Consider the following 18,702-nt stretch of genomic DNA (forward strand, 5'->3'; position numbering starts at 1 on the left):
ACGGCCCGGACGGCGGGCCCGCGAACGGTGCGGGCCGGGCGGGGCCCCGGGGTGTCCGGGGGCGTGGTGCACACTGGCAGGCATGTCCGAGCGCACCGCCCCCACCGCCCCGCGCCGCCGCTCGCACCGGCCGGCGGGCCGCGGAGCCCGGCGGCTGCCTCCGGGTCCACCCGGGCATCCAGCCCGCCGGCTGCCCCGCCGACTGCCCCGCGGGCTGTCCCGCGGGCTGTCCCGGAACCTGGTCCGATGGCTGGTCCGACGCCTGCCCCGGCGCCTGGTCCGCAGTCTGGCCGGGCAGCTGTTCGTCGTCCAGGTGGTGATCGTCGCCGCCGTGGTCGCCGGTGGCGCGGTGCTCGCGTACCTCTTCACCGCCGATCGCGCCGAGGACGCCGCCCGCCGCCAGGTCACCGCGGTCGCGCATGCCGTCGCGGACTCGCCGTCCGTCCGGGCCGCGGTCGCCGGTCCGGACCCGACCTCGGTGCTCCAGCCGTACGTGGAGCAGGTGCGGGCGGACACCGGGGTCTCCTTCATCACCGTCATGGACACCGACGGCGTGCGCTGGACCCACCCGCTGCCCGAGCAGATCGGGCGGACCTACCTCGGGCACATCGACTGGGCGCTCGCCGGGCAGACCCGCAGTGAGACGTACACGGGCACGCTCGGCCCGTCCGTGCGGGTGGTCGCCCCGGTGTGGGACGACCGGCACCGGGTGGTCGCGCTGGTCAGCGCGGGTCTCACGGTGGAGTCGATCTCCGCGCAGCTGAGCGGCCCGCTGCTCGCCCTGGTCGGCGTGGCGGTGGCCGCGCTCGCGGTCGGTGGCGTCGGCACCTACCTCGCCAACTCCCGGCTGCGGCGGCACACCCACGGGATGGGGCCGGACGAGCTGAGCCACCTCTACGAGTACCACCAGGCCACCCTGCACGCGGTGCGCGAGGGACTGGTGCTGCTGGACCGCTCGCACCGGGTGGTGCTGTGCAACGACGCGGCCCGGGAACTGCTCGGCCTGGCAGGCGAGTTGGACGGCCGTCCGGTGGCGGGGCTGGGGCTTCCTGAGGCTCTGGTGGCGGCCGTACTGGGGGAGGAGCCGGTCCGGGACGAGGTGCACCTGACCGCCGAGCGGGTCGTGGTGCTGAACACCTCCACCATCGGCACCGGGCTCGGCCGGGTGGTCACCCTCCGGGACCACACCGAACTCCAGGCGCTCAGCGGTGAGTTGGACTCGGTTCGCGATTTCACCGAGGCGCTCGGCGCGCAGGCGCACGAGGCCGCCAACCGCCTGCACGCGGTGGTCTCGCTGATCGAACTCGGCCGCCACGAACAGGCGGTGGAGTTCGCCACCGCCGAGCTCGAACTCGCCCAGCAGCTCACCGACCGGGTGGTCGCGGCGGTGAGCGAGCCGGTCCTGGCCGCCCTGCTGCTCGGCAAGGCGGCGCAGGCCGCCGAACGAGGAGTGGAGTTGACCCTCACCGAGGACAGCCGGATCGACGACGGAGTGCTGCCGCCCGGGCTCCCCGCACGGGACCTGATCACCGTGCTCGGCAACCTGATCGACAACGCCGTGGACGCCGCCATCGCCGGTGCGGTCGAGAGTCCCGTCCCGCCGGAGGTCACCGTCACGGCGCGGGTCGCCCGCGGCCGGGACTGCGAAGGGCCGGGCCGCAGCGTCCATGGCGACGGGGGCGGGGACGGGGGCGGGGACGGGGGCGGGGACGGCAACGGCGTCAGCGGCGATGGCGCGGCGGCGGTGGCCGGTGACTTCCTGCTGCTGCGGGTCGCCGACACCGGTGCGGGCATCGACCCGGGCGCGGTCGAGGACGTCTTCCGGCGCGGCTGGAGCACCAAGCAGGACGGCCGCGGGCACGGGCTCGGGCTGGCGCTGGTCGCCCAGGCCGCCCGGCGCAACGGCGGCACCGTCGAGGTCGGGCGGGAGCGAGGCGCCGTGCTCACGGTGCGACTGCCGCTGGCAGGACGGCCGGGAGAGGCCGTCGGCGACCGGGGGGAGTCCACCCGGCGGCCGGGGGAGTCCCCCGGCCGGGAGCAGGAAGGGGCGCTGGTGTGACCGGTACCGCCGACACCCCCGCCGCGGCGGGCATCTCGGTCCTGGTGGTCGAGGACGACCCGGTGGCCGCCGCCGCGCACACCCTGTACGTCCGGCGCGAGCCCGGCTTCCACGCCGCGGGGACCGTCCACAGCTGCGCCGACGCGCTGCGCTTCCTGGACCGGGCCCGCGCCGCCGGCACGCCCGTCGACCTCACCCTGCTCGACCTCTACCTCCCGGACGGCCACGGGCTCCAGCTCTGCCGCACGCTGCGCGCGGCCGGTCACAGCACCGACGTCATCGCGGTGACCTCGGCCCGCGACCTCGCCATGGTCCGGCAGGCGGTCTCCGCGGGTGTCGTGCAGTACCTGCTGAAACCGTTCAGCGCGGCCGCCCTGCACGACCGCCTGGAGCGCTACGCCCGCTACCGCGACAGCCTCGGGCGCACCGGGGAGGCGACCGGGCAGGAGGAGGTCGACCAGGCGTTCGCCCTGCTCCGCACGCCGGAGCGCAGCACCCTGCCCAAGGGGCTGAGCGCGCCCACCCTGGACACCGTCGCCTCGGTGCTGCGCGAGGCGGCCGCCGGGCTGTCGGCCGCGGCCGCGGGCGCCGCCGCCGGGGTCTCGCGGATCACCGCGCGGCGCTACCTGGAGCACCTGGTGGAGACCGGGTGCGCGGTGCGGGAGCCCCAGTACGGGAGTGTCGGGCGGCCGGAGCTCTGCTACCGCTGGAGGGGGCGGGCCTGACGGCGGCCGGGGGTGAGGCGGCATGGGTCGGTGGCCGGGGGCGGACGGTCGGCGAGGGCCCGGCCCCGGGCCGTGACCCTTCCGCGCGATGCTCGTTGGATGAACCGGGGGAGGTTCACTCACTCGGGTGGTTCCGGAGGCCCCGGGGCGTTCCTCCAGGCCAAGGGCAGTAAAGTTAGGCTAACCTAACTTCCCCTGGGGGTTTCTCGTGTCACTCGCTGCCGTACCCGTCCAGGCCGCCTCCGGAGCCCCGGCCGCCGGTGAAGCCATCCTGCGCCGTCAGCGCGTCCGCGAGTCCGCCGCCAGAACGTACGCCCGCTCCTTCCCGATCGTCCCGGTCCGCGCCCACGGCATGACCGTCGAGGGCGCCGACGGGAGGCGCTACCTCGACTGCCTCTCCGGCGCCGGCACGCTCGCCCTCGGACACAACCACCCGGTGGTGCTGGAGGCGATCCGCCGCACCCTCGACAGCGGTGCCCCGCTGCACCTGCTCGACCTCGCCACCGCGGAGAAGGACGACTTCACCAGCGCGCTGTTCGAGAGCCTGCCCGCGGAGTTCGCCGCCCGCGCCCGGGTGCACTTCTGCGGACCGGCCGGGACGGACGCCGTCGAGGCCGCCCTCAAGCTGATGCAGACCGCCACCGGCCGCTCCGGCGCGCTCGCCTTCACCGGCGCGTACCACGGCATGACCGCCGGCGCCCTGGCACTCACCGGCAACGTGGCCGTCAAGGAGCCGCTGCCGAGCGGCGGCGAAGTCGCCCGGCTGCCCTTCCCCTACGGCTACCGCTGCCCGTTCGGGGTCGGCGGCGACGCGGGCGCCGGCCTCGCCGCGACCTACGTGGAGCGGCTGCTGGACGACCCCTCGGGCGGCGTGGTCGCGCCGGCCGCGATGATCCTGGAGGCCGTCCAGGGCGAGGGCGGGGTCGTCCCCGCGCCCGACGGCTGGCTGCGCGAGATGCGCCGGATCACCGCCGAGCGCGGCATCCCGCTGATCGTCGACGAGGTGCAGACCGGAGTCGGCCGCACCGGCGCGATGTGGGCGATCGAGCACAGCGGCATCGTCCCGGACGCCATGGTCCTCTCCAAGGCCATCGGCGGCAGCCTGCCGCTCGCCGTCGTCGTCTACCGCGAGGACTACGACGGCTGGCGGCCCGGCGCCCACACCGGCACCTTCCGCGGCAACACCCTCGCCATGGCCGCCGGGGCCGCGACGCTGCGCCACGTCGCGGCGAACGGGCTGGCCGAGCGGGCCGCCGCCGTCGGCGAGCGGATGACGGCCCGGCTGCACGAACTCGCCGTCGAACTGCCGGTGATCGGCGACGTGCGCGGCCGGGGGCTGATGCTCGGCGTCGAACTGGTCGACCCGGCGGCCGAGCCCGACGCCTGCGGCGCCCGGCCGGCCGACCCGGCGCTCGCGGTGCGGGTCCGGGAGGCCTGCCTGGCGCGGGGTCTGATCGTCGAGCTCGGCGGACGCCACGACGCGGTGCTGCGACTGCTTCCGCCGCTCACCATCACGGACGAGCAGGTGGCGGCGGTCCTGGAGCGGCTGGCGGAGGCGATCGCGGCGGCCTCCACGGCCGGGCGGCCAGGTGGATCGGCGAGCGGGTCGGCGGGCGGATCGGCGGGCGGGTCGGGGCAGGCGGTGGCAGGTGCGTCCGCGGGCGCGCCGGCGGCTCGGGGCCGGCGGTGAGCGGCCCCGGACCGGACCCCGGAACCGACCCCGGAACCGACCCCGGCACCGACCCCGTCGGGCTCCCCGGAGACGGCGTCGCGACGGACGCCCTGGCGGGCGGCGCCGCCGGGCCGGGCGCGCTCGGACCGCTGCTGGCCACCGTCCTCGACTCCCTGGAGACGGGCACCGCCATGCGCTCCGGACCGCTGCCGGCCGGCAGTCCGGCCGAGATCGCCGCACTCGTCGACGACGCGCTGGCCAGCGACGACGGACCGGGCGCGCTCGCCCGGCTCACCGAACTGCTCGCCTACGGCGCCGCCGACCCCGCCGACCCGGCCTGCGCCGCGCACCTGCACTGCCCGCCGCTCGCCGTCGCCGCCGCGGCGGACCTGGCGGTCAGCGCCCTCAACCCCTCCCAGGACTCCTGGGACCAGGCCCCCGCCGCCACCGCCCTGGAGAGCGCACTGCTCGCCGAGATCGCCGGACTGGTCGGCTACGACCCGGCGCGCGCCGCCGGCGTCTTCACCTCCGGCGGCACCGAGTCCAACCTCATGGGGCTCATGCTGGCGCGCGACCAGAAGCTCGACGGCATCGTGGAGCTGGACGGCATCCCGGCCGGAGTCCGGCCGTGCATCCTCGCCTCCGAGGCCGCGCACTTCTCCGTCCAGCGCGCCGCCGCCCTGCTCGGCCTCGGCGAGCGGGCCGTCATCCCCGTCCCGGTCGACCGCGGGCTGCGGATGCGGGAGGACGAACTGGAACGGGCGATGGCCGAGGCCAGTTGGGCCGGCCGGACCCCGATCGCCGTGGTCGCGACCGCCGGCACCACCGACACCGGAGCCGTCGACCCGTTGTCCGCCGCCGCCGACCTCGCCGGCCGCTACGGTGCCTGGCTGCACGTGGACGCCGCGTACGGCGGCGGCGCGCTGCTCTCCGACCGGCTCGCCCCGCTGCTCGACGGCATCGCCCGCGCCGACTCGGTCTCGCTCGACTGGCACAAGCTCGGCTGGCAGCCGGCCGCGGCCGGGGTCTTCCTGGTCCGCCGCGCGGAGACCTACGTCTCGCTCGCCCGCCGCGCCGAGTACCTCAACCCGGTCGACGACGAGCAGGCCGGGTACCCCAGTCTGCTCGGCCGCTCGCTGCGCACCACCCGCAGGGCCGACGCCTTCAAGCTCGCCGTCACCCTGCGCACCCTCGGCCGCGACGGTCTGGGCCGGCTGGTCGACGCCTGCCACGACCTCGCCCGCACCGCCGCCGACGCCGTGCGCGCCGACCCGGCGCTCGAACTCCACGCCGAGCCCGTGCTCACCGTCATCCTCTTCCGCTACCGGCCGCCCGGGGTGACGGACGAGGCGGCGTTGGACGAGGTGAACGGCCGGCTGCGGCGCCTGCTGCTGCGCACCGGCCGGGCGGTGGTCGGCCGCACCGAACTCCCGGGCGACGGCCCGGGTCGGGTCCGGCTGAAGCTCACGCTGCTGAACCCCCATGCCACGGTGGGGGAGGTCGGCGCGTTGCTGCGTGAGGTGGTGGGCGCCGGGCGCAAGGTGGCGGGCGAGCGGGCGGGGTAGAGCGGACGGCTCTGGGCGGGCCGGGCGCTCCGGGCGGGTCGGCCTTCCGGTCGGGCCGGGTTTCCGGGCGGGCTGGGCCTCGGGATCAGCCGCCCAGGAGGATCGACCGGGTGAGCTCCCAGGTGTCGGGGTCGGCGGCGACCAGGAGACCGTCCTCGCAGCCGGGGGCCTCCGGGCGGTACGGGGTGCCGTCCGGGCGGGCGGAGACGCCGCCGGCCTCGGTGACCAGGAGCGAGCCGGGGGCGTGGTCCCAGGGAAGGGTGCGCCAGTAGAGGATGAAGTCGAAGCGGCCCTCGACGACGTCCGGGTACTCGATCCCGGCGGCGTGCCGGCCGGGGGAGATCTCGCCGAAGGACGCGATGTTGTCCTGGAGCCGGCGGCGGTGCTCGGCGTCGAGGTAGCGGCTCTTCACCGAGCCGCGCAGCTTCGCGACGTCCTGGGGTGCCGGTGGACGGGTCAGGCGCTCGCCGTCGCGCCAGGCGCCGGAGCCCAGTTCGGCGCAGTAGGCGGTGGCGGTGGAGGGCTGCCAGATCCAGGAGGCGACGGTCCGGCCGGAGCGGACCAGGGAGCACATCACGGCGTACTCGGGTCTACCGGCGACGAAGTTGGCGGTGCCGTCCACCGGGTCGACCAGCCAGGCGGCGGGCTCGTCGCGAAGGGCCAGGGCGAGCGACGGGTCGGCGGAGACCGCCTCCTCGCCGACCACGGGGACGGGCAGCAGCTCGTGCAGTCGGCGGGCGATGATCGTCTCGGCCTCGCGGTCGGCGACCGTCACGACCTCGCCGGGGGCCTTCTCCATCACCTCGCCGGCGGCCAGCGCCCGGAAGCGCGGCTCCACCGCCTCGGCCGACGCCTCGGCGAGTATCTCCGCCACCTTGTCCATCAGCACGTTCGCGCTCCCTTCGCTGCATACCACTCTCCCACGAGTGGAGGAACGGGGCGGCGGCGGACCGGGGGCGGTGGGACGGCCGACGGCCGGCAGTCGACGGCCGGGAGGCGACGGTCGACAGCTCACGACTGACAACTGACAGCTGACAGATTTCGAAATCTGTCAGCTGTCAGCTGTCGGCTGTCACGCGTCGACCGTCTTTCGTCCTCCGTCACCCCTCCGCCGGGCTCGGTCCATCGCCGCCCAGGTAGTGGAAGCCCGGGCGAGGGTGCATCAGGAACTCGTGGTGCGAGATGTTCCATGCGTACGCGCCCGCCATCGCGAACAGCACGCGATCGCCCGTCCGCAGGCCGTCCGCGCCCTCGGCCGCGTGGGCGAGGACGTCCTTCGGGGTGCAGAGCTGTCCGGCCAGGGTGGCCCGGCCGCCGGTGACGGCCGGGCGCGGCCAGGGGTGCGGCCAGGCGTCCACCCGGAGCACTGCGAAGGGCTGGGAGTGCCCCCGGGTCGCGGGCGTGCGCAGGTGGTGGGTGCCGCCGCGGACCACCGCGAAGTCCTCGCCGTGGCTCGCCTTCACGTCCAGCACCTCGGTCGCGTACCAGCCGCAGTAGGCGGTCAGCGCCCGGCCGGGCTCGATCCGCAGGGTCAGCCCGGGGTGGGCGTCGAGCAGCTCGGCCAGGCCCTCGCCGAAGGCCGTCCAGTCGAAGCGGGAGGAGGGGTCCGCGTAGTCCACGGCCATTCCGCCGCCGATGTTGACCTCCGCCAGCCGGAAGCCGTGCCGCTCGGCCAGTGCGGCCGACCAGGCGACGATCCGCGCCGCGACCGACAGCTGCTCCGCCGCCGGGAGCCCGCTGGCCAGGTGGGCGTGCACGCCGCGCAGCCGCAGCCGGCGCGCCGACGGACCGCCGCCGGTGAGCAGCCGGACGCACTCCTCGGCCCGGTCCGGGTCCAGCCCGAACGGCGTCGGACGGCCGCCCATCGCGAGCGGCACCGCGTCGAGCGCTGCCGCCTCGACCGCGAGGTTGACCCGCAGCAGCACGTCCACGACCGCGCCGGGCCGGTCCGCGAGGACGGCGGCCAGCCGGTGCAGCTCCTGCTCGCTCTCGACGTGCCAGCGGTGCACCCCGGCGTCCACCGCCGCGGTGATCTCGGCCGGAGTCTTGCCCGGCCCGCCGAAGGCCAGAGGAGCGTCCGGCACGACGGCCCGGACGTGGGCCAACTCCCCGCCGCTGGAGACCTCGTAGCCGTCCACCACCGAGCGCAGCGCGGTCAGCAGCGGCGCCTCCGGGTTGGCCTTGGCGGCGTAGTACAGCTCGACCCGCTCGGGCAACGCGGCCCGGACGGCGGCGGCGTGCTCCCGAAGGGCTGCCAAGTCGTAGATGTAGGAGGGAAGTTCGTCGGGAGTGAGGCCGGCGGTGAAGCTGCGGACGGCCTCGGCGGGCCGGGCGGTCTCGGTCGTCATCGGGCGGTGCTCCCGGCGGGTAGGCGGACGGGCGTGTGCGCCGGCCGGTGGGCGGACGCGCGGTCCGATGTGCGGGCGGGCATGCGGGCGGCCCCGGCGAGGACGGAGCCGGCCAGCGGGGAGGGCAGTCGGACGTAGCCGGCCTCGCGGTCGGCCTTGCGCTCCCAGCGGGTCAACAGGTTGGCCTTGGCGGGCAGTGGCACACCGGCGAGTAGAGCGCGCAGCCGGGGCGGGCAGCCGTGCGCGGCGGCGTACTCCTCCAGGGTGTCCCGGACGGCCTGCCAGAGCGCGCACTCCAGCTCGGGGTGGCGGTCGGCGAGCGCGGCGAGCAGTTCGGCGACGTGGTTGACCAGCAGGCAGTACACCACCCGGTCCCAGCCGCGTTCCGCGTCGTAGGTCATCGGGCCGGCCACCTCGGGTGGGAGTGCGGCGAGGATGTCGGCGTTCTGCTCGGGGACGAGCTTGGTGCCCTCCAGATCGCGGAAGAGCACCTGGACGGGGTGACCGGAGGCGTCCACGCCGATCAGCACGTTCTGCAGGTGCGGTTCGAGCACCACACCGTGGTCGAAGTAGGCGGACAGGACCGGCGGGAGGAGCAGCCGCAGGTAGTCGCGCCACCAGTCGAGCGCCGCCGCGCCGTTCGGACTCACGCCCAGCAGGCGGGAGATGTGCGCGGAACTGGTCGGGTGCTCGTCGGCGACGGCGGCCGCGAGCAGCGGGGTGACGCCGGGCCGCAGCACGCCGCCGAAGCCCTCCCGGACGATCAGGCCGAAGCCCTCGTACAGTGTCCGGTCGGGCCGGCCGTCGGTGCCGGGCAGCGCGAGGGTGCGGAAGGCCGGTTCGCGCAGCACGGCCGAGGCCGGGAAGCGCCGGGCGAGGTCGGCCAGGGCCAGGGCGAGCAGCCGGGTGAGCGCGACGGCGCCGGTGAGCTCGTACGCGGCGTTCTTGCGCAGGCAGTTGGTGATGCGAACGTTCAGGCTGAACTTGAGGAAGGCGTCGGCGCCGTGCAGGGTGCGCACCGAGGCGGTGGCGGTGAAACGCTCGCCGCGCGGGCCCAGGTCGAGGACGTCGCCCCGGGCCAGGGCGGCGCGCAACAGTGGGTGTTCGCCGATGAGTTGATACTGCCACGGGTGCGCGGGCAGCAGCCGGTAGCCGTCCGGCACCTCGCCGAGGCCGTCCAGCAGTGCGGTCGCGCTCTCGTCCAGCGACTCCTCGGCCAGCAGGTCCGCGCGGACGGCGAGGTGGCGCAGCGGGAAGGAGGCGCGGGACTCGGGGGCGTAGCCGCGCCAGTCGCTGCGGGCGGCGGATCGGGACTTGGGGGCCGGGTGGAAGCGGTGGCCGAACAGCAGTGCCTGCTCGGACTCCAGGTAGCGGTCGGCGCCTGGGGCCGGCCGGTCGTCCAGGCCCTGGCGGACGCCCTGGTGGCTGGACGCGACCTGGTCGAGGAACTCCTCGTTCACCGTGCCGGTGCGCAGCTCCAGTTCGTGCTGGACGTACTCGGCCAACGCCTGCCAGCCCAACTCGACCCAGTCTCCGTCCTGTTCGACCTCGACCGGCCCGGTGAAGCGGTGCGCGCCGAGCAGCGAGGTGCGGCGCAGGGCGACCCGCAGCAGGGCGCCGCGGCGCGGCAGCCGCAGCAGCAGGCGGCCGCTGTCGGCGGCGGTCTGGTGCTCGGGCGCGGAGACCTCGCGCAGCAGGCAGTTCAGCAGGGTGCGGACCATCGCCTCGTCGGCGGTGGGAAATTCGTCGCCGCCGCCGGGCCGGCCGATGGGGTCGACGGGTCGACCGGCAGGCCGGCCCGCGGTCACCGGGTGCCGTGAGGCGTTGTAAGGTGAGCCTCACCTTAGTCGATCATGCAGAATCGATCTCGGGAGTGCCAATGGTTCCCGGAACACCCATGCCCGTCGCGCCCTCGGTGCGTGCCGGGGCCCCGGCGCTCGTCGCCGACTACCGGCGGCTGGTGGAGCTCTGCCCAGTGCTGGAGCTGCGCCTCCTGGGCAGCGGCGAGCCTGACCCGCGCGCCGCCGACGGTTGGCACTCCGGAGCCCAACTCGCCGCCGACGAAAGCGCGCTGGCCGCCGTCCTGGCCGGAGCGGAGGCCCGCATCGCCGACGAGCACGGCAGTGCCCCGCGACCGCACGTCACCGCCTCCCGGCTGCTCCACCACTACGCCTGGTCGGCCTGCCTGCTGATCGCCGGCCCCTGGCACCTCTCCCGCCGAGTGCCGGCCGTCGACCCCGCCGACCTCTGGCTGCACGCCCCCACCGGTGCGCTCGCCCTGCGCCCGCGCGGTCACGTCGCCCTGCCCGGCGACGTGACCCTGCCCGGCGACGTGACCATGCCCGGCCACGTCACCATGCCCGGCGACGACGAACTGCGCGCCGAACTGCGGGCCGCCGTGGTCGCGCACCTCGGGCCGGTGCTCGCCGCGTTCGCCGGGCCCACCCGGCGCCGCGACCGCGCCCTCTGGGGCATGGTGACGGACGACCTGGCCTCCGCCCTCTGGTACCTCGGCCGGATGCTCGGCGAGGAGGACGCCTCCGTCGCCGCCGCCGAGGCCGTCCTGCCCGGTGGCACCCTGCCGCTCCCCGGCGGCGCCGACTTCCGCCGCCTGCACACCCCCGACGGGCGCGCCCACCACACCCGCACCCGGCTCGGCTGCTGCCTCTACTACGCGGTCGGGCCCGCGGCGACCGCCTGCCTGACCTGCCCCCGGACCTCCGGCGAGGAACGCCTGCGGCGGTTCTGACGGTCCGTCCGCGAACCCGTCGCACCGCGGGGTTCGCTGTCAGTGGCATGGGCTATGGTCGCCGGCATGATCGATTCCACCGTGCGGGTCCGGATCGCCCGCCCCTCGCGCGACCTCGCGGCGGCCGAGCGCTTCTACGTCGGCGGCCTCGGCCTCGCCGTGCTGTGGCGCAGCACCGAGCGGGTGTCCGGCGAGCACGACCTGCTGATGGTCGGCCCGTCCGGCGGCAGCTGGCACTTCGAGCTGACGCACGACCCGGAGCGGCCGCTGGAGCCCACACCGACGGTGGACGACCTGTTCGTCGTCTACCTCGGCGCCCCGGTGGACGAGGCCCTGGCCGCCCGGCTGGAGGAGGCCGGCGGCACCCGGGTCGAGTCCCACAACCCGTACTGGGACGAGTACGGCGTGACGGTGGCCGACCCGGACGGCTACCGGCTGGTGCTCTGCTCCCGCACCTGGGGCGCCTGAGCCCCCGGCGTCCGGGGCGCCGGGCCGGCCGTAGCCGTCGGGCCCTCCTCGCGCGGTGCGGGAGGGGACGTCCGTCCCGCGGCCCCGCCCGGCATCACCGCCACGCCCCGGTCCAGGTCCACGCCCAGGTGCGGCGGCCCGCCGGCCTGCGCGTCGTCCCGCAGCACGAGCTGCTCCCGCTTCTGCTCGATCTGCACCTGCTTGCCCGGGCTGAACAGGGCGTGCAGCTCGTCCAGCCCACCGGCGCCCATCCCGGCCCCGGGCCCGCGGCGCCGCGGGCGCGACGAGGACTCGTCCTGAACCTGCCACGCCGCCAGCAGCACCATCCCCAGCACCGCCACCACCGCCGCCGCCACACCCACGATCCACCCCATGCCCGCTCAACGCGGCCGCAGGGCCGTCGCGTTCCCGGGGGCTGGGCCGGGCTGGGCCGGGCTGAGCCGGGCTGGGCCGGGCTGAGCCGGGTCGGGCCGGGCCCAGGACGCGGGCGCGCCGTGGCGCAGTGCGGGCGCAGGCGCGGGCGCAGTGTGGCGAAAACCGCATGGGCGGGCGACGGGCCCACCGGATACGCTGCCGGACGAACCGGAAGGAGCGCTCTGATCATGCCCGTGCGCGGAACTCTCGTGGACATTCCGACGGCGGACGGCACCGCCGACGCCTACCTCGCCCACCCCGACGACGGCCGGGCCCACCCGGGTGTCATCCTCTACATGGACGCCTTCGGGCTCCGACCGCACCTTGAGCGCATGGCCGACCGGCTGGCCGCGGCCGGGTACACCGTGCTCGTCCCCAACGCCTTCTACCGGGCGGGGCGCGCGCCGGTCGTCGAACTGCCGGAGCTCATCGACCTGGACCAGGCCGACGAACTCTTCGCCCGGATCGTCCCGCTGCTCGACACGCTCACCCCGGAGGCGACCGCGCGCGACGCGGACGCGTATCTGCGCTGGCTCGGCGAGTCCCCGCTGGTCCAGGACGGCCCGGTCGGCCTGACCGGCTACTGCCGCGGGGCCCTGCTGGCGCTGCGCACGGCCGCCAGCCACCCGGACCGGATCGCCGTCGCGGCCGGATTCCACGGCGGCAGCCTCGCCACCGACAGCCCGGACAGCCCGCACCTGGGCGCCGACCGGATCACCGCCGAGCTGTACTTCGGCCACGCGGACGCCGACCCCGCGCTGCCGCCCGAGCAGATCGACCGGCTCGCCGCGGCCTTCACCGCCGCCGGCGTCCGGTACCGGGCCGAGGTCTACGCCGGCGCCCCGCACGGCTACACCCAGGCGGACACCAGCCGCTACGACGCCGCGGCCGCCGAGCGGCACTGGGAGGCGCTGCTCGGCCTGCTGAAGAGGGTCCTGCCGGCCTGAGGCCGTACCTGTTGACCGGGTCGCCCGTTCGGCCACGCACAGGTCGGCACAGGTCGGCACAGGTCGGCACAGGTCGGCACAGGTCCGCGCGAGTCCGCACAGGTCCGCGCGGACCCGCGCGGGTCATCGGAACCGGCCCCGGGGGAGGGGCCGCACCACGATCCAGGGGGGACGGCACATGAACGCCAGCCAGGGAGAGCGGGCGAAGCCCGCCGGGCCGGATCTGCGGAGCGTCCAGGAGGCCGTCGCGCGGGCGCTCGGGGAGCACCTGCCCGGCGGAGTGCGCAGCGGTGAACTGGACCGCGATGGGCGGGCGTTGCGCTGGGTGGAGGCCGGTCGGGGCGGTGTCGCACCGATGGTCCTGATCGCGGGTTGCGGCACCACGGCGCTCGGCTGGTCGGCCGTCCTGCCCGAACTCGCCCGGTACGGGCGGGTCGTGGCGTACGACCGGGCGGGGCTGGGCGCCAGCGAGCCCGGTCGGGCCGCCGCCCCGACGCTGGACGGCCAGATCGCCGACCTGGCCGCCCTCGTTCAGCACCTGGAAGCCGGACCGGCGCTCCTGATCGGGCACAGCTGGGGCGGCCAGCTGGCCCAACTCCTCGCCTGGCAGCGGCCGGAGCTGGTGGCCGGGCTGGTCCTGGTGGACCCGGCGCACGAGGAGTTCCAGCCATGGTCCATCCGGGCCGCCGAGGCGGTGCTGAACCGGCTGTGGCTGTACCGGGCTGGATCGGCGCCGACGGCGTCGGCACCGGCGTCCCTCGATGCGGAGGTGCCGCTCGATCGGGCGACGCCGCTCGATCCGGCGACGTCGCTCGACCGGGCCGAGGCGGCCGTGATCGCGCACCGGCACCAGCGGCGGGCCGTCCTCGCCGAGCAGCGGCTGACCTCCGTCGCCGTTCCGGAGATCCGGCGACGCCGCTCCACCGCGCGACCGTTCGAGATGCCGGTGACGGTCCTGAGCGCGACCCGGGGACTGCCCGGTGCGATGCGCGTCCGCTGGACCGCCCTGCAGGCGGGCATCGCGAGGAACGCCGTCCGGGGAACCCACAGCACGGTCCACGGTGCCGGTCACGCCATTCAGGCCGACCGGCCCCGGGCGGTCGTCGCGGCCGTCCGAGAGGTTTCGGATCACGCCCGATACTTCCTTATGGACTGATGATTCGTGCTCAATTCCTGTCCTGACCTGATCAACTGAGCCTGTAACCCGCTCTGGCACACTGTGTGCCGATGACCCGTCGGGGCGGGGCACGGAACACGGGGGGAGCAGGGGTATGAGCGGGGCGGGCACCGTGCTCGGCGGGCGGTACGAGCTGGTCGAGAAGATCGGCGGCGGCGCGATGGGTTCGGTCTGGAGGGCCGAGGACACCGTGCTGGCACGCCGGGTCGCGGTCAAGATCCTGCGCTCGGAGCTGCTGGAGGACGACACCTCCGCCCAGCGCTTCCGCCGCGAGGCCCAGCTCGTCGCCGCGGTCGACCACCCCGGCGTGGTGGGCGTCCACGACTACGGCGAGAGCGGCGGGGACGGCGAGGAACGCTGCGCCTACATCGTCATGGAGCTGATCGACGGCCGTCCGCTGGACAGGGTGCTCAAGGACACCGGCCGGATGAGCGTCGAGCGCACCCTCGACCTGGTGGCCGGCGCCCTGGACGCGCTGCACGCCGCGCACCGGCGGGAGATCGTGCACCGGGACATCAAGCCGTCCAACCTGATGGTGCGCGTCGACGGGCGGGTGGCCATCACCGACTTCGGCATCGCCCGGGCGCTCGCCAGCACCAAGCTGACCGCCCCGTTCGCGATCATCGGCACCGCGCTCTACATGTCCCCCGAGCAGGCCGAGGGCGCGAACCTCGGACCGGCCACCGACCTCTACTCGATCGGCGTGGTCTGCTACGAGCTGCTGGTCGGCGCGCCGCCGTACTCCGGTGACGGGCCGCTCCAGATCGCGCTCAAGCACGTCAACCAGCCGGTGCCGGAACTGCCGGACACCTTCCCGGTGTCGGTGCGGGCGCTGGTGGCCAGGGCGCTCGCCAAGAAGCCCGAGGAACGGTACGCGGACGCCGCCGCGATGGCGGCGGCGGCCCGAGCGGCCCGTGCGGCACTCGTGAGGGACGGCGGCGCGGGCGGCGCGCAGGCACCCGGGAAGGCAGGCCCCGAGGGCAGCGGGACCATCCCGCTCGGGGCCGGCGCGGGCTCGGCGGACAAGAACGGTGCGGCGGCCGATGGCGGTGCGGGGGCCAAGGGCGGCGCGGCGGACAAGGGCGGTGCTGTCGAACTGATCAAGGGCGGCGCCGGGGCGGACCCGGCCGAGGCGGGGGCCGTGGTGGTCCCCGCCGCGGGCGGCGCCCCGGCGGCGGACGAGGTCGCGAAGGTGGAGCCGCAGGCTCCCACCGAGCCCGGCCGCAAGCGGTCGCGGCGCGCCCTGCTGGTGCCCATCGTCATCCCCGTCGTCATCTCGATGGGCACGGCGACCGTGCTGCTGGTCGACCGCAGGGCGGGCGGCTCCGACGCGGCCCTGACGCCCGGCGCCCAGCCGACCGTGGTGGTCACCGTGCCGGCGAACCCGGGCACCGCCACCGCGGCGCCCGCGACCACCACCGCGCCGGTCACCTCGGCGCCGACCGACACTCCGGCGGCCACCCCGGGCCCCGACCAGTCGGCTCCCGCCGCCGGCCAGGGCCAGCCGCAGGCCCCGGTGCCCCCGGTGCCGGCCGCCGGACAGGGCGGCAGCGGCGGTGCGGGCGGTTCGAGCGGTGCGGGCGGCGGCCGGAGCGGTGGTACGGGCGCGGGTACGGGTGCGGCTGCGGGCGGAACACCGGCCGATCAGGCGAACAAGCCCGGCGGTGGCAACCCGCCCAACCCGCCCGCCGACCAGAATCCGCAGCCCCCGGCCCAGACCACGAGCGGCACCGGCAACACCTCGTCAGGTGCGAACAGGCCGCCGTCCTGCGGCGGCAACAGCTGGAGCACCATCGTCAGCGTGAAGGACGGCCGCACGATCGGGATGCGCGACGACAACCTGAGCGGGGACAACCCGATCCTGGTCGGCGGTCACTCGCAGTACGGCTGGGTGCGCTCGACCAATCCCGGCGCGTGGATCCTCTTCAACGCCTGCAACAACGGCGGCCCGCAGCTGGTCCAGACGATGGACGGGAAGGTCGTGCTGAGCAACGGGTTCAGCTTCCTCACCAACTGGACGGTCCGCAGCGGAAGTTCGGCCGGCTCGTACACGCTCGGCGACTACCAGAACCAGGTCTGCATGACCAACAACGGCCCCGGCAGCGCGGTCACCATGGTCGCCTGCACCGCCGGCAACGCCGCCCAGGAGTGGCGGCTCCAGTGACGGCCCCGGCCGACCCGGGCCGGTAGCAGCCTCCCTTCCGGCGGGCAAGGGGGGCAGGTGGCGGAACCTCGCCACCCGGGTGTCAAGGGACTGTATGGAATCTTCTACACACATGTAAAAGTCGATCGACGGTCGGCCTGCCAGGTGCTCCGGGCCCGCGTTCGGTGAGCGAGTGCCCGTAGGTGCAGGCGATCGGCCGTCGCTCTGCTCGACGCCCTTGGCGGGATGCGGTGGATTGCCCCGATTCATCTGCCGATTGGACGCTCTTTACCCAATGGCGGGACCTGGCCAATCAATGAAGCAGACCTGTCAATTCATCTGCTGGATTGTCATGCTTCTGGTCACCCCCTGGCGGTAGCCCCACCCCCACCCCTTGGTGGCGAGCCGCTCGACTGCACGGGGTTCCCGCACGTCAGCACCCGTCCCGCCCCACAGGGCCGACCCGGCCCCCGGGACGCGGTGCGACCGCGCCCTGACGCGGTTTCCCGGAAGGACTCGTTCGTGAAGCGTAAGCTCGCAGCCGTCGCCGTGCTCTCGGCCACGGCCCTGTTGACCGGTGTGATCCAGGTGAGCACCGCCGCCCAGGCCGCTCCCACCCCCTCGCTGCGGGTGCAGGCCGCCCAGCAGCACGCGACCGCGCTCAAGCTGGCGGCCGGTCAGGCCGGCCCGCTGGCCAAGGCGCTCAAGCTCGGCGACAAGGAGCAACTGGTCGCCAAGGACGCCGCGGTGGACAAGGACGGCACTCGCCACCTGCGCTTCGAGCGCATCTACGCCGGCCTGCCGGTGATCGGTGGAGACCTGGTCGTCCACCAGAAGGCCGACGGCTCGGTGAAGTCGGTCGACAAGGCGGTCGCCGCCCGGATCGCGCTGCCGAGCCTGACCCCGAAGATCGCCGCCGACCAGGCCGTCGCCCAGGTCACCGCGGGAGTCAAGGCCACCGTCGGGGTGAGCGCCGACGCCGACGAGTCGCCGCTCACCGAGGTCCACCGGGCCGGTCAGGCCGAGCTGGTGGTCTGGGCCACCGACGGCACCCCGCGCCTGGCGTACCGCACCACGGTCGAGGGCCTGCGCGCCGACGGCACCCCGAGCCGCCAGATCCTCGTCACCGACGCCGCCGACGGCCGGGTCCTCGCCACGCACGAGACGATCGAGACCGCGGCCGGCACCGGCAACGGCGTCTTCGTCGGCCAGGTCCCGCTGACCACCACCCAGAGCGGTTCGAGCTACTCGCTCAAGGACGCGAGCCGCGGCGACCAGTCCACCAGCGACCTCAACGGCGGCACCGACGGAACCGGATCGCTGTTCGCCAACACCAGCAACAACTTCGGTGACGGAACGGTCAACAGCCGCGAATCCGCCGCCGTGGACGCCCAGTTCGGCGCCGCCACCACCTGGGACTTCTACAAGAACACCTTCGGCCGCAGCGGCATCCGCAACGACGGCGTCGGCGCCCTGAGCCGGGTGCACTACGGCTCCAACTACGTCAACGCCTTCTGGGACGACAGCTGCTTCTGCATGTCGTACGGCGACGGCAACAACGACACCGCGCCGCTCACCGAGATCGACGTGGCCGGGCACGAGATGAGCCACGGCGTCACCGCCGCGACCGCCAACCTCAACTACTCCGGTGAGTCCGGCGGCCTCAACGAGGCCACCTCGGACATCATGGGCACGATGGTCGAGTGGTACGCCAACCTGCCCTCCAACCCGCCGAACTACTGGATCGGCGAGCTGATCAACCTGCGCGGCGACGGCAGCCCGCTGCGCTACATGGACCAGCCGAGCAAGGACGGCGCCTCGGCGGACTACTGGGACGCGAACGTCGGCAACCTGGACGTGCACTACTCGTCCGGAGTGGCGAACCACTTCTTCTACCTGCTGTCCGAGGGCAGCGGCGCGAAGACGGTCAACGGGTTCAGCTACAACAGCCCGACGTACGACAACTCCACGCTCGCGGGCATCGGGCGGGACAAGGCCGCGCAGATCTGGTACCGCGCGCTGACCACCTACTTCACCTCGACCACCGACTACGCGGGCGCCCGGGCGGGCACCCTCAGCGCGGCGGCGGACCTGTACGGATCGGGCAGCGCGGAGTACAACGCCGTCGCCGCCACCTGGACGGCCGTCAACGTCAACTGAGCCGAGTCCGGCGCCGGTTCCGGTGAGACCTCGGGCATGAGCCGAGCCCGGAACCGGGTCGGAACCGGGCCGGCCCGGGCCTGGACCGATCAGGCCCGGGCCCGGGAAGGAGTCGAGGCCCCGCCGGGCCGTGGGTGCCGGCCGGCGGGGGAGTACGGCGGGGGAGTACGGCGGGAGCGACGGTGAGCGGACCACCGTCGCTCCCGCTGTATGGCGCCTGACGATACGTCAATTTTCCTTCTCGTGCAGCTTCGGAGGAGGTTCGCGGAACGGCC

Annotated in this window: 14 protein-coding genes; 10 read left to right on the top strand and 4 right to left on the bottom strand. The window is 74.9% G+C overall.

The genetic code is table 11. The features are described 5' to 3' along the window. Nucleotides 1–82: 82 nt before the first annotated feature. From ACZ6EM_RS05205 to ACZ6EM_RS05220, 4 genes are all read left to right on the top strand, one after another. Entirely contained in the window at nt 83–2,059 is a 1,977-nt protein-coding gene (locus tag ACZ6EM_RS05205; RefSeq protein WP_465771722.1) for a sensor histidine kinase, read from the top strand. After that, nucleotides 2,056–2,784 carry a response regulator gene (locus ACZ6EM_RS05210; protein ID WP_380537997.1) on the top strand — a complete coding sequence of 243 codons (729 nt, stop codon included), beginning with the start codon at nt 2,056–2,058 and terminating at the stop codon, nt 2,782–2,784. Before ACZ6EM_RS05205 ends, ACZ6EM_RS05210 begins: the two co-directional genes overlap by 4 nt. Before the next feature lie 208 nt (nt 2,785–2,992). Continuing rightward, nucleotides 2,993–4,474 (top strand): diaminobutyrate--2-oxoglutarate transaminase, encoded by a 1,482-nt coding sequence (locus ACZ6EM_RS05215; RefSeq protein ID WP_465771723.1) that lies wholly within the window; start codon nt 2,993–2,995, stop codon nt 4,472–4,474. Between the two features lie 92 nt (nt 4,475–4,566). Further along, entirely contained in the window at nt 4,567–6,021 is a 1,455-nt protein-coding gene (locus ACZ6EM_RS05220; protein WP_359898658.1) for a pyridoxal phosphate-dependent decarboxylase family protein, read from the top strand. A gap of 85 nt (nt 6,022–6,106) precedes the next feature. Here ACZ6EM_RS05220 and ACZ6EM_RS05225 read toward each other — a convergent pair whose 3' ends face one another. From ACZ6EM_RS05225 to ACZ6EM_RS05235, 3 genes are all read right to left on the bottom strand, one after another. Then, nucleotides 6,107–6,904: an inositol monophosphatase family protein gene (locus tag ACZ6EM_RS05225; RefSeq protein ID WP_401049986.1), complete on the bottom strand. Its 798-nt coding sequence runs from the start codon at nt 6,902–6,904 to the stop codon at nt 6,107–6,109. A 217-nt stretch (nt 6,905–7,121) separates the two neighbouring features. Then, on the bottom strand, nt 7,122–8,369 hold the full coding sequence (locus ACZ6EM_RS05230) for a type III PLP-dependent enzyme (RefSeq protein WP_465771724.1): 1,248 nt from the start codon (nt 8,367–8,369) through the stop codon (nt 7,122–7,124). Next, nucleotides 8,366–10,090 (bottom strand): IucA/IucC family protein, encoded by a 1,725-nt coding sequence (locus tag ACZ6EM_RS05235; RefSeq protein ID WP_465771788.1) that lies wholly within the window; start codon nt 10,088–10,090, stop codon nt 8,366–8,368. Before ACZ6EM_RS05235 ends, ACZ6EM_RS05230 begins: the two co-directional genes overlap by 4 nt. Before the next feature lie 176 nt (nt 10,091–10,266). Between ACZ6EM_RS05235 and ACZ6EM_RS05240 the strand changes: the two genes are divergently transcribed. Further along, a complete protein-coding gene (locus ACZ6EM_RS05240; RefSeq protein ID WP_465771725.1) occupies nt 10,267–11,118 on the top strand; it encodes a (2Fe-2S)-binding protein in 852 nt (283 codons plus the stop codon). A gap of 66 nt (nt 11,119–11,184) precedes the next feature. Then, on the top strand, nt 11,185–11,586 hold the full coding sequence (locus ACZ6EM_RS05245) for a VOC family protein (RefSeq protein ID WP_452177921.1): 402 nt from the start codon (nt 11,185–11,187) through the stop codon (nt 11,584–11,586). Here ACZ6EM_RS05245 and ACZ6EM_RS05250 read toward each other — a convergent pair. Beyond that, nucleotides 11,547–11,960, bottom strand: a complete 414-nt coding sequence (locus ACZ6EM_RS05250) for a DUF6191 domain-containing protein (RefSeq protein ID WP_465771726.1) — start codon at nt 11,958–11,960, stop codon at nt 11,547–11,549. The two genes, ACZ6EM_RS05245 and ACZ6EM_RS05250, sit on opposite strands and share 40 nt — an antisense overlap. 225 nt (nt 11,961–12,185) lie before the next feature. Between ACZ6EM_RS05250 and ACZ6EM_RS05255 the strand changes: the two genes are divergently transcribed. The 4 genes from ACZ6EM_RS05255 to ACZ6EM_RS05270 all read left to right on the top strand — a co-directional run bounded on the left by ACZ6EM_RS05255 (nt 12,186) and on the right by ACZ6EM_RS05270 (nt 18,427). Next, the gene (locus ACZ6EM_RS05255) at nt 12,186–12,947 is read left to right on the top strand and encodes a dienelactone hydrolase family protein (RefSeq protein WP_465771789.1); all 762 of its coding nucleotides are present in this window, start codon (nt 12,186–12,188) and stop codon (nt 12,945–12,947) included. A gap of 178 nt (nt 12,948–13,125) precedes the next feature. After that, on the top strand, nt 13,126–14,103 hold the full coding sequence (locus ACZ6EM_RS05260) for an alpha/beta fold hydrolase (protein ID WP_452177919.1): 978 nt from the start codon (nt 13,126–13,128) through the stop codon (nt 14,101–14,103). A gap of 115 nt (nt 14,104–14,218) precedes the next feature. After that, nucleotides 14,219–16,288: a serine/threonine-protein kinase gene (locus tag ACZ6EM_RS05265; RefSeq protein WP_465771728.1), complete on the top strand. Its 2,070-nt coding sequence runs from the start codon at nt 14,219–14,221 to the stop codon at nt 16,286–16,288. Nucleotides 16,289–16,789: 501 nt separating this feature from the next. Further along, nucleotides 16,790–18,427 (top strand): M4 family metallopeptidase, encoded by a 1,638-nt coding sequence (locus ACZ6EM_RS05270; RefSeq protein WP_452177917.1) that lies wholly within the window; start codon nt 16,790–16,792, stop codon nt 18,425–18,427. Nucleotides 18,428–18,702 lie beyond the last annotated feature (275 nt).

It is taken from the genome of Kitasatospora sp. NPDC041917 (assembly GCF_055589745.1).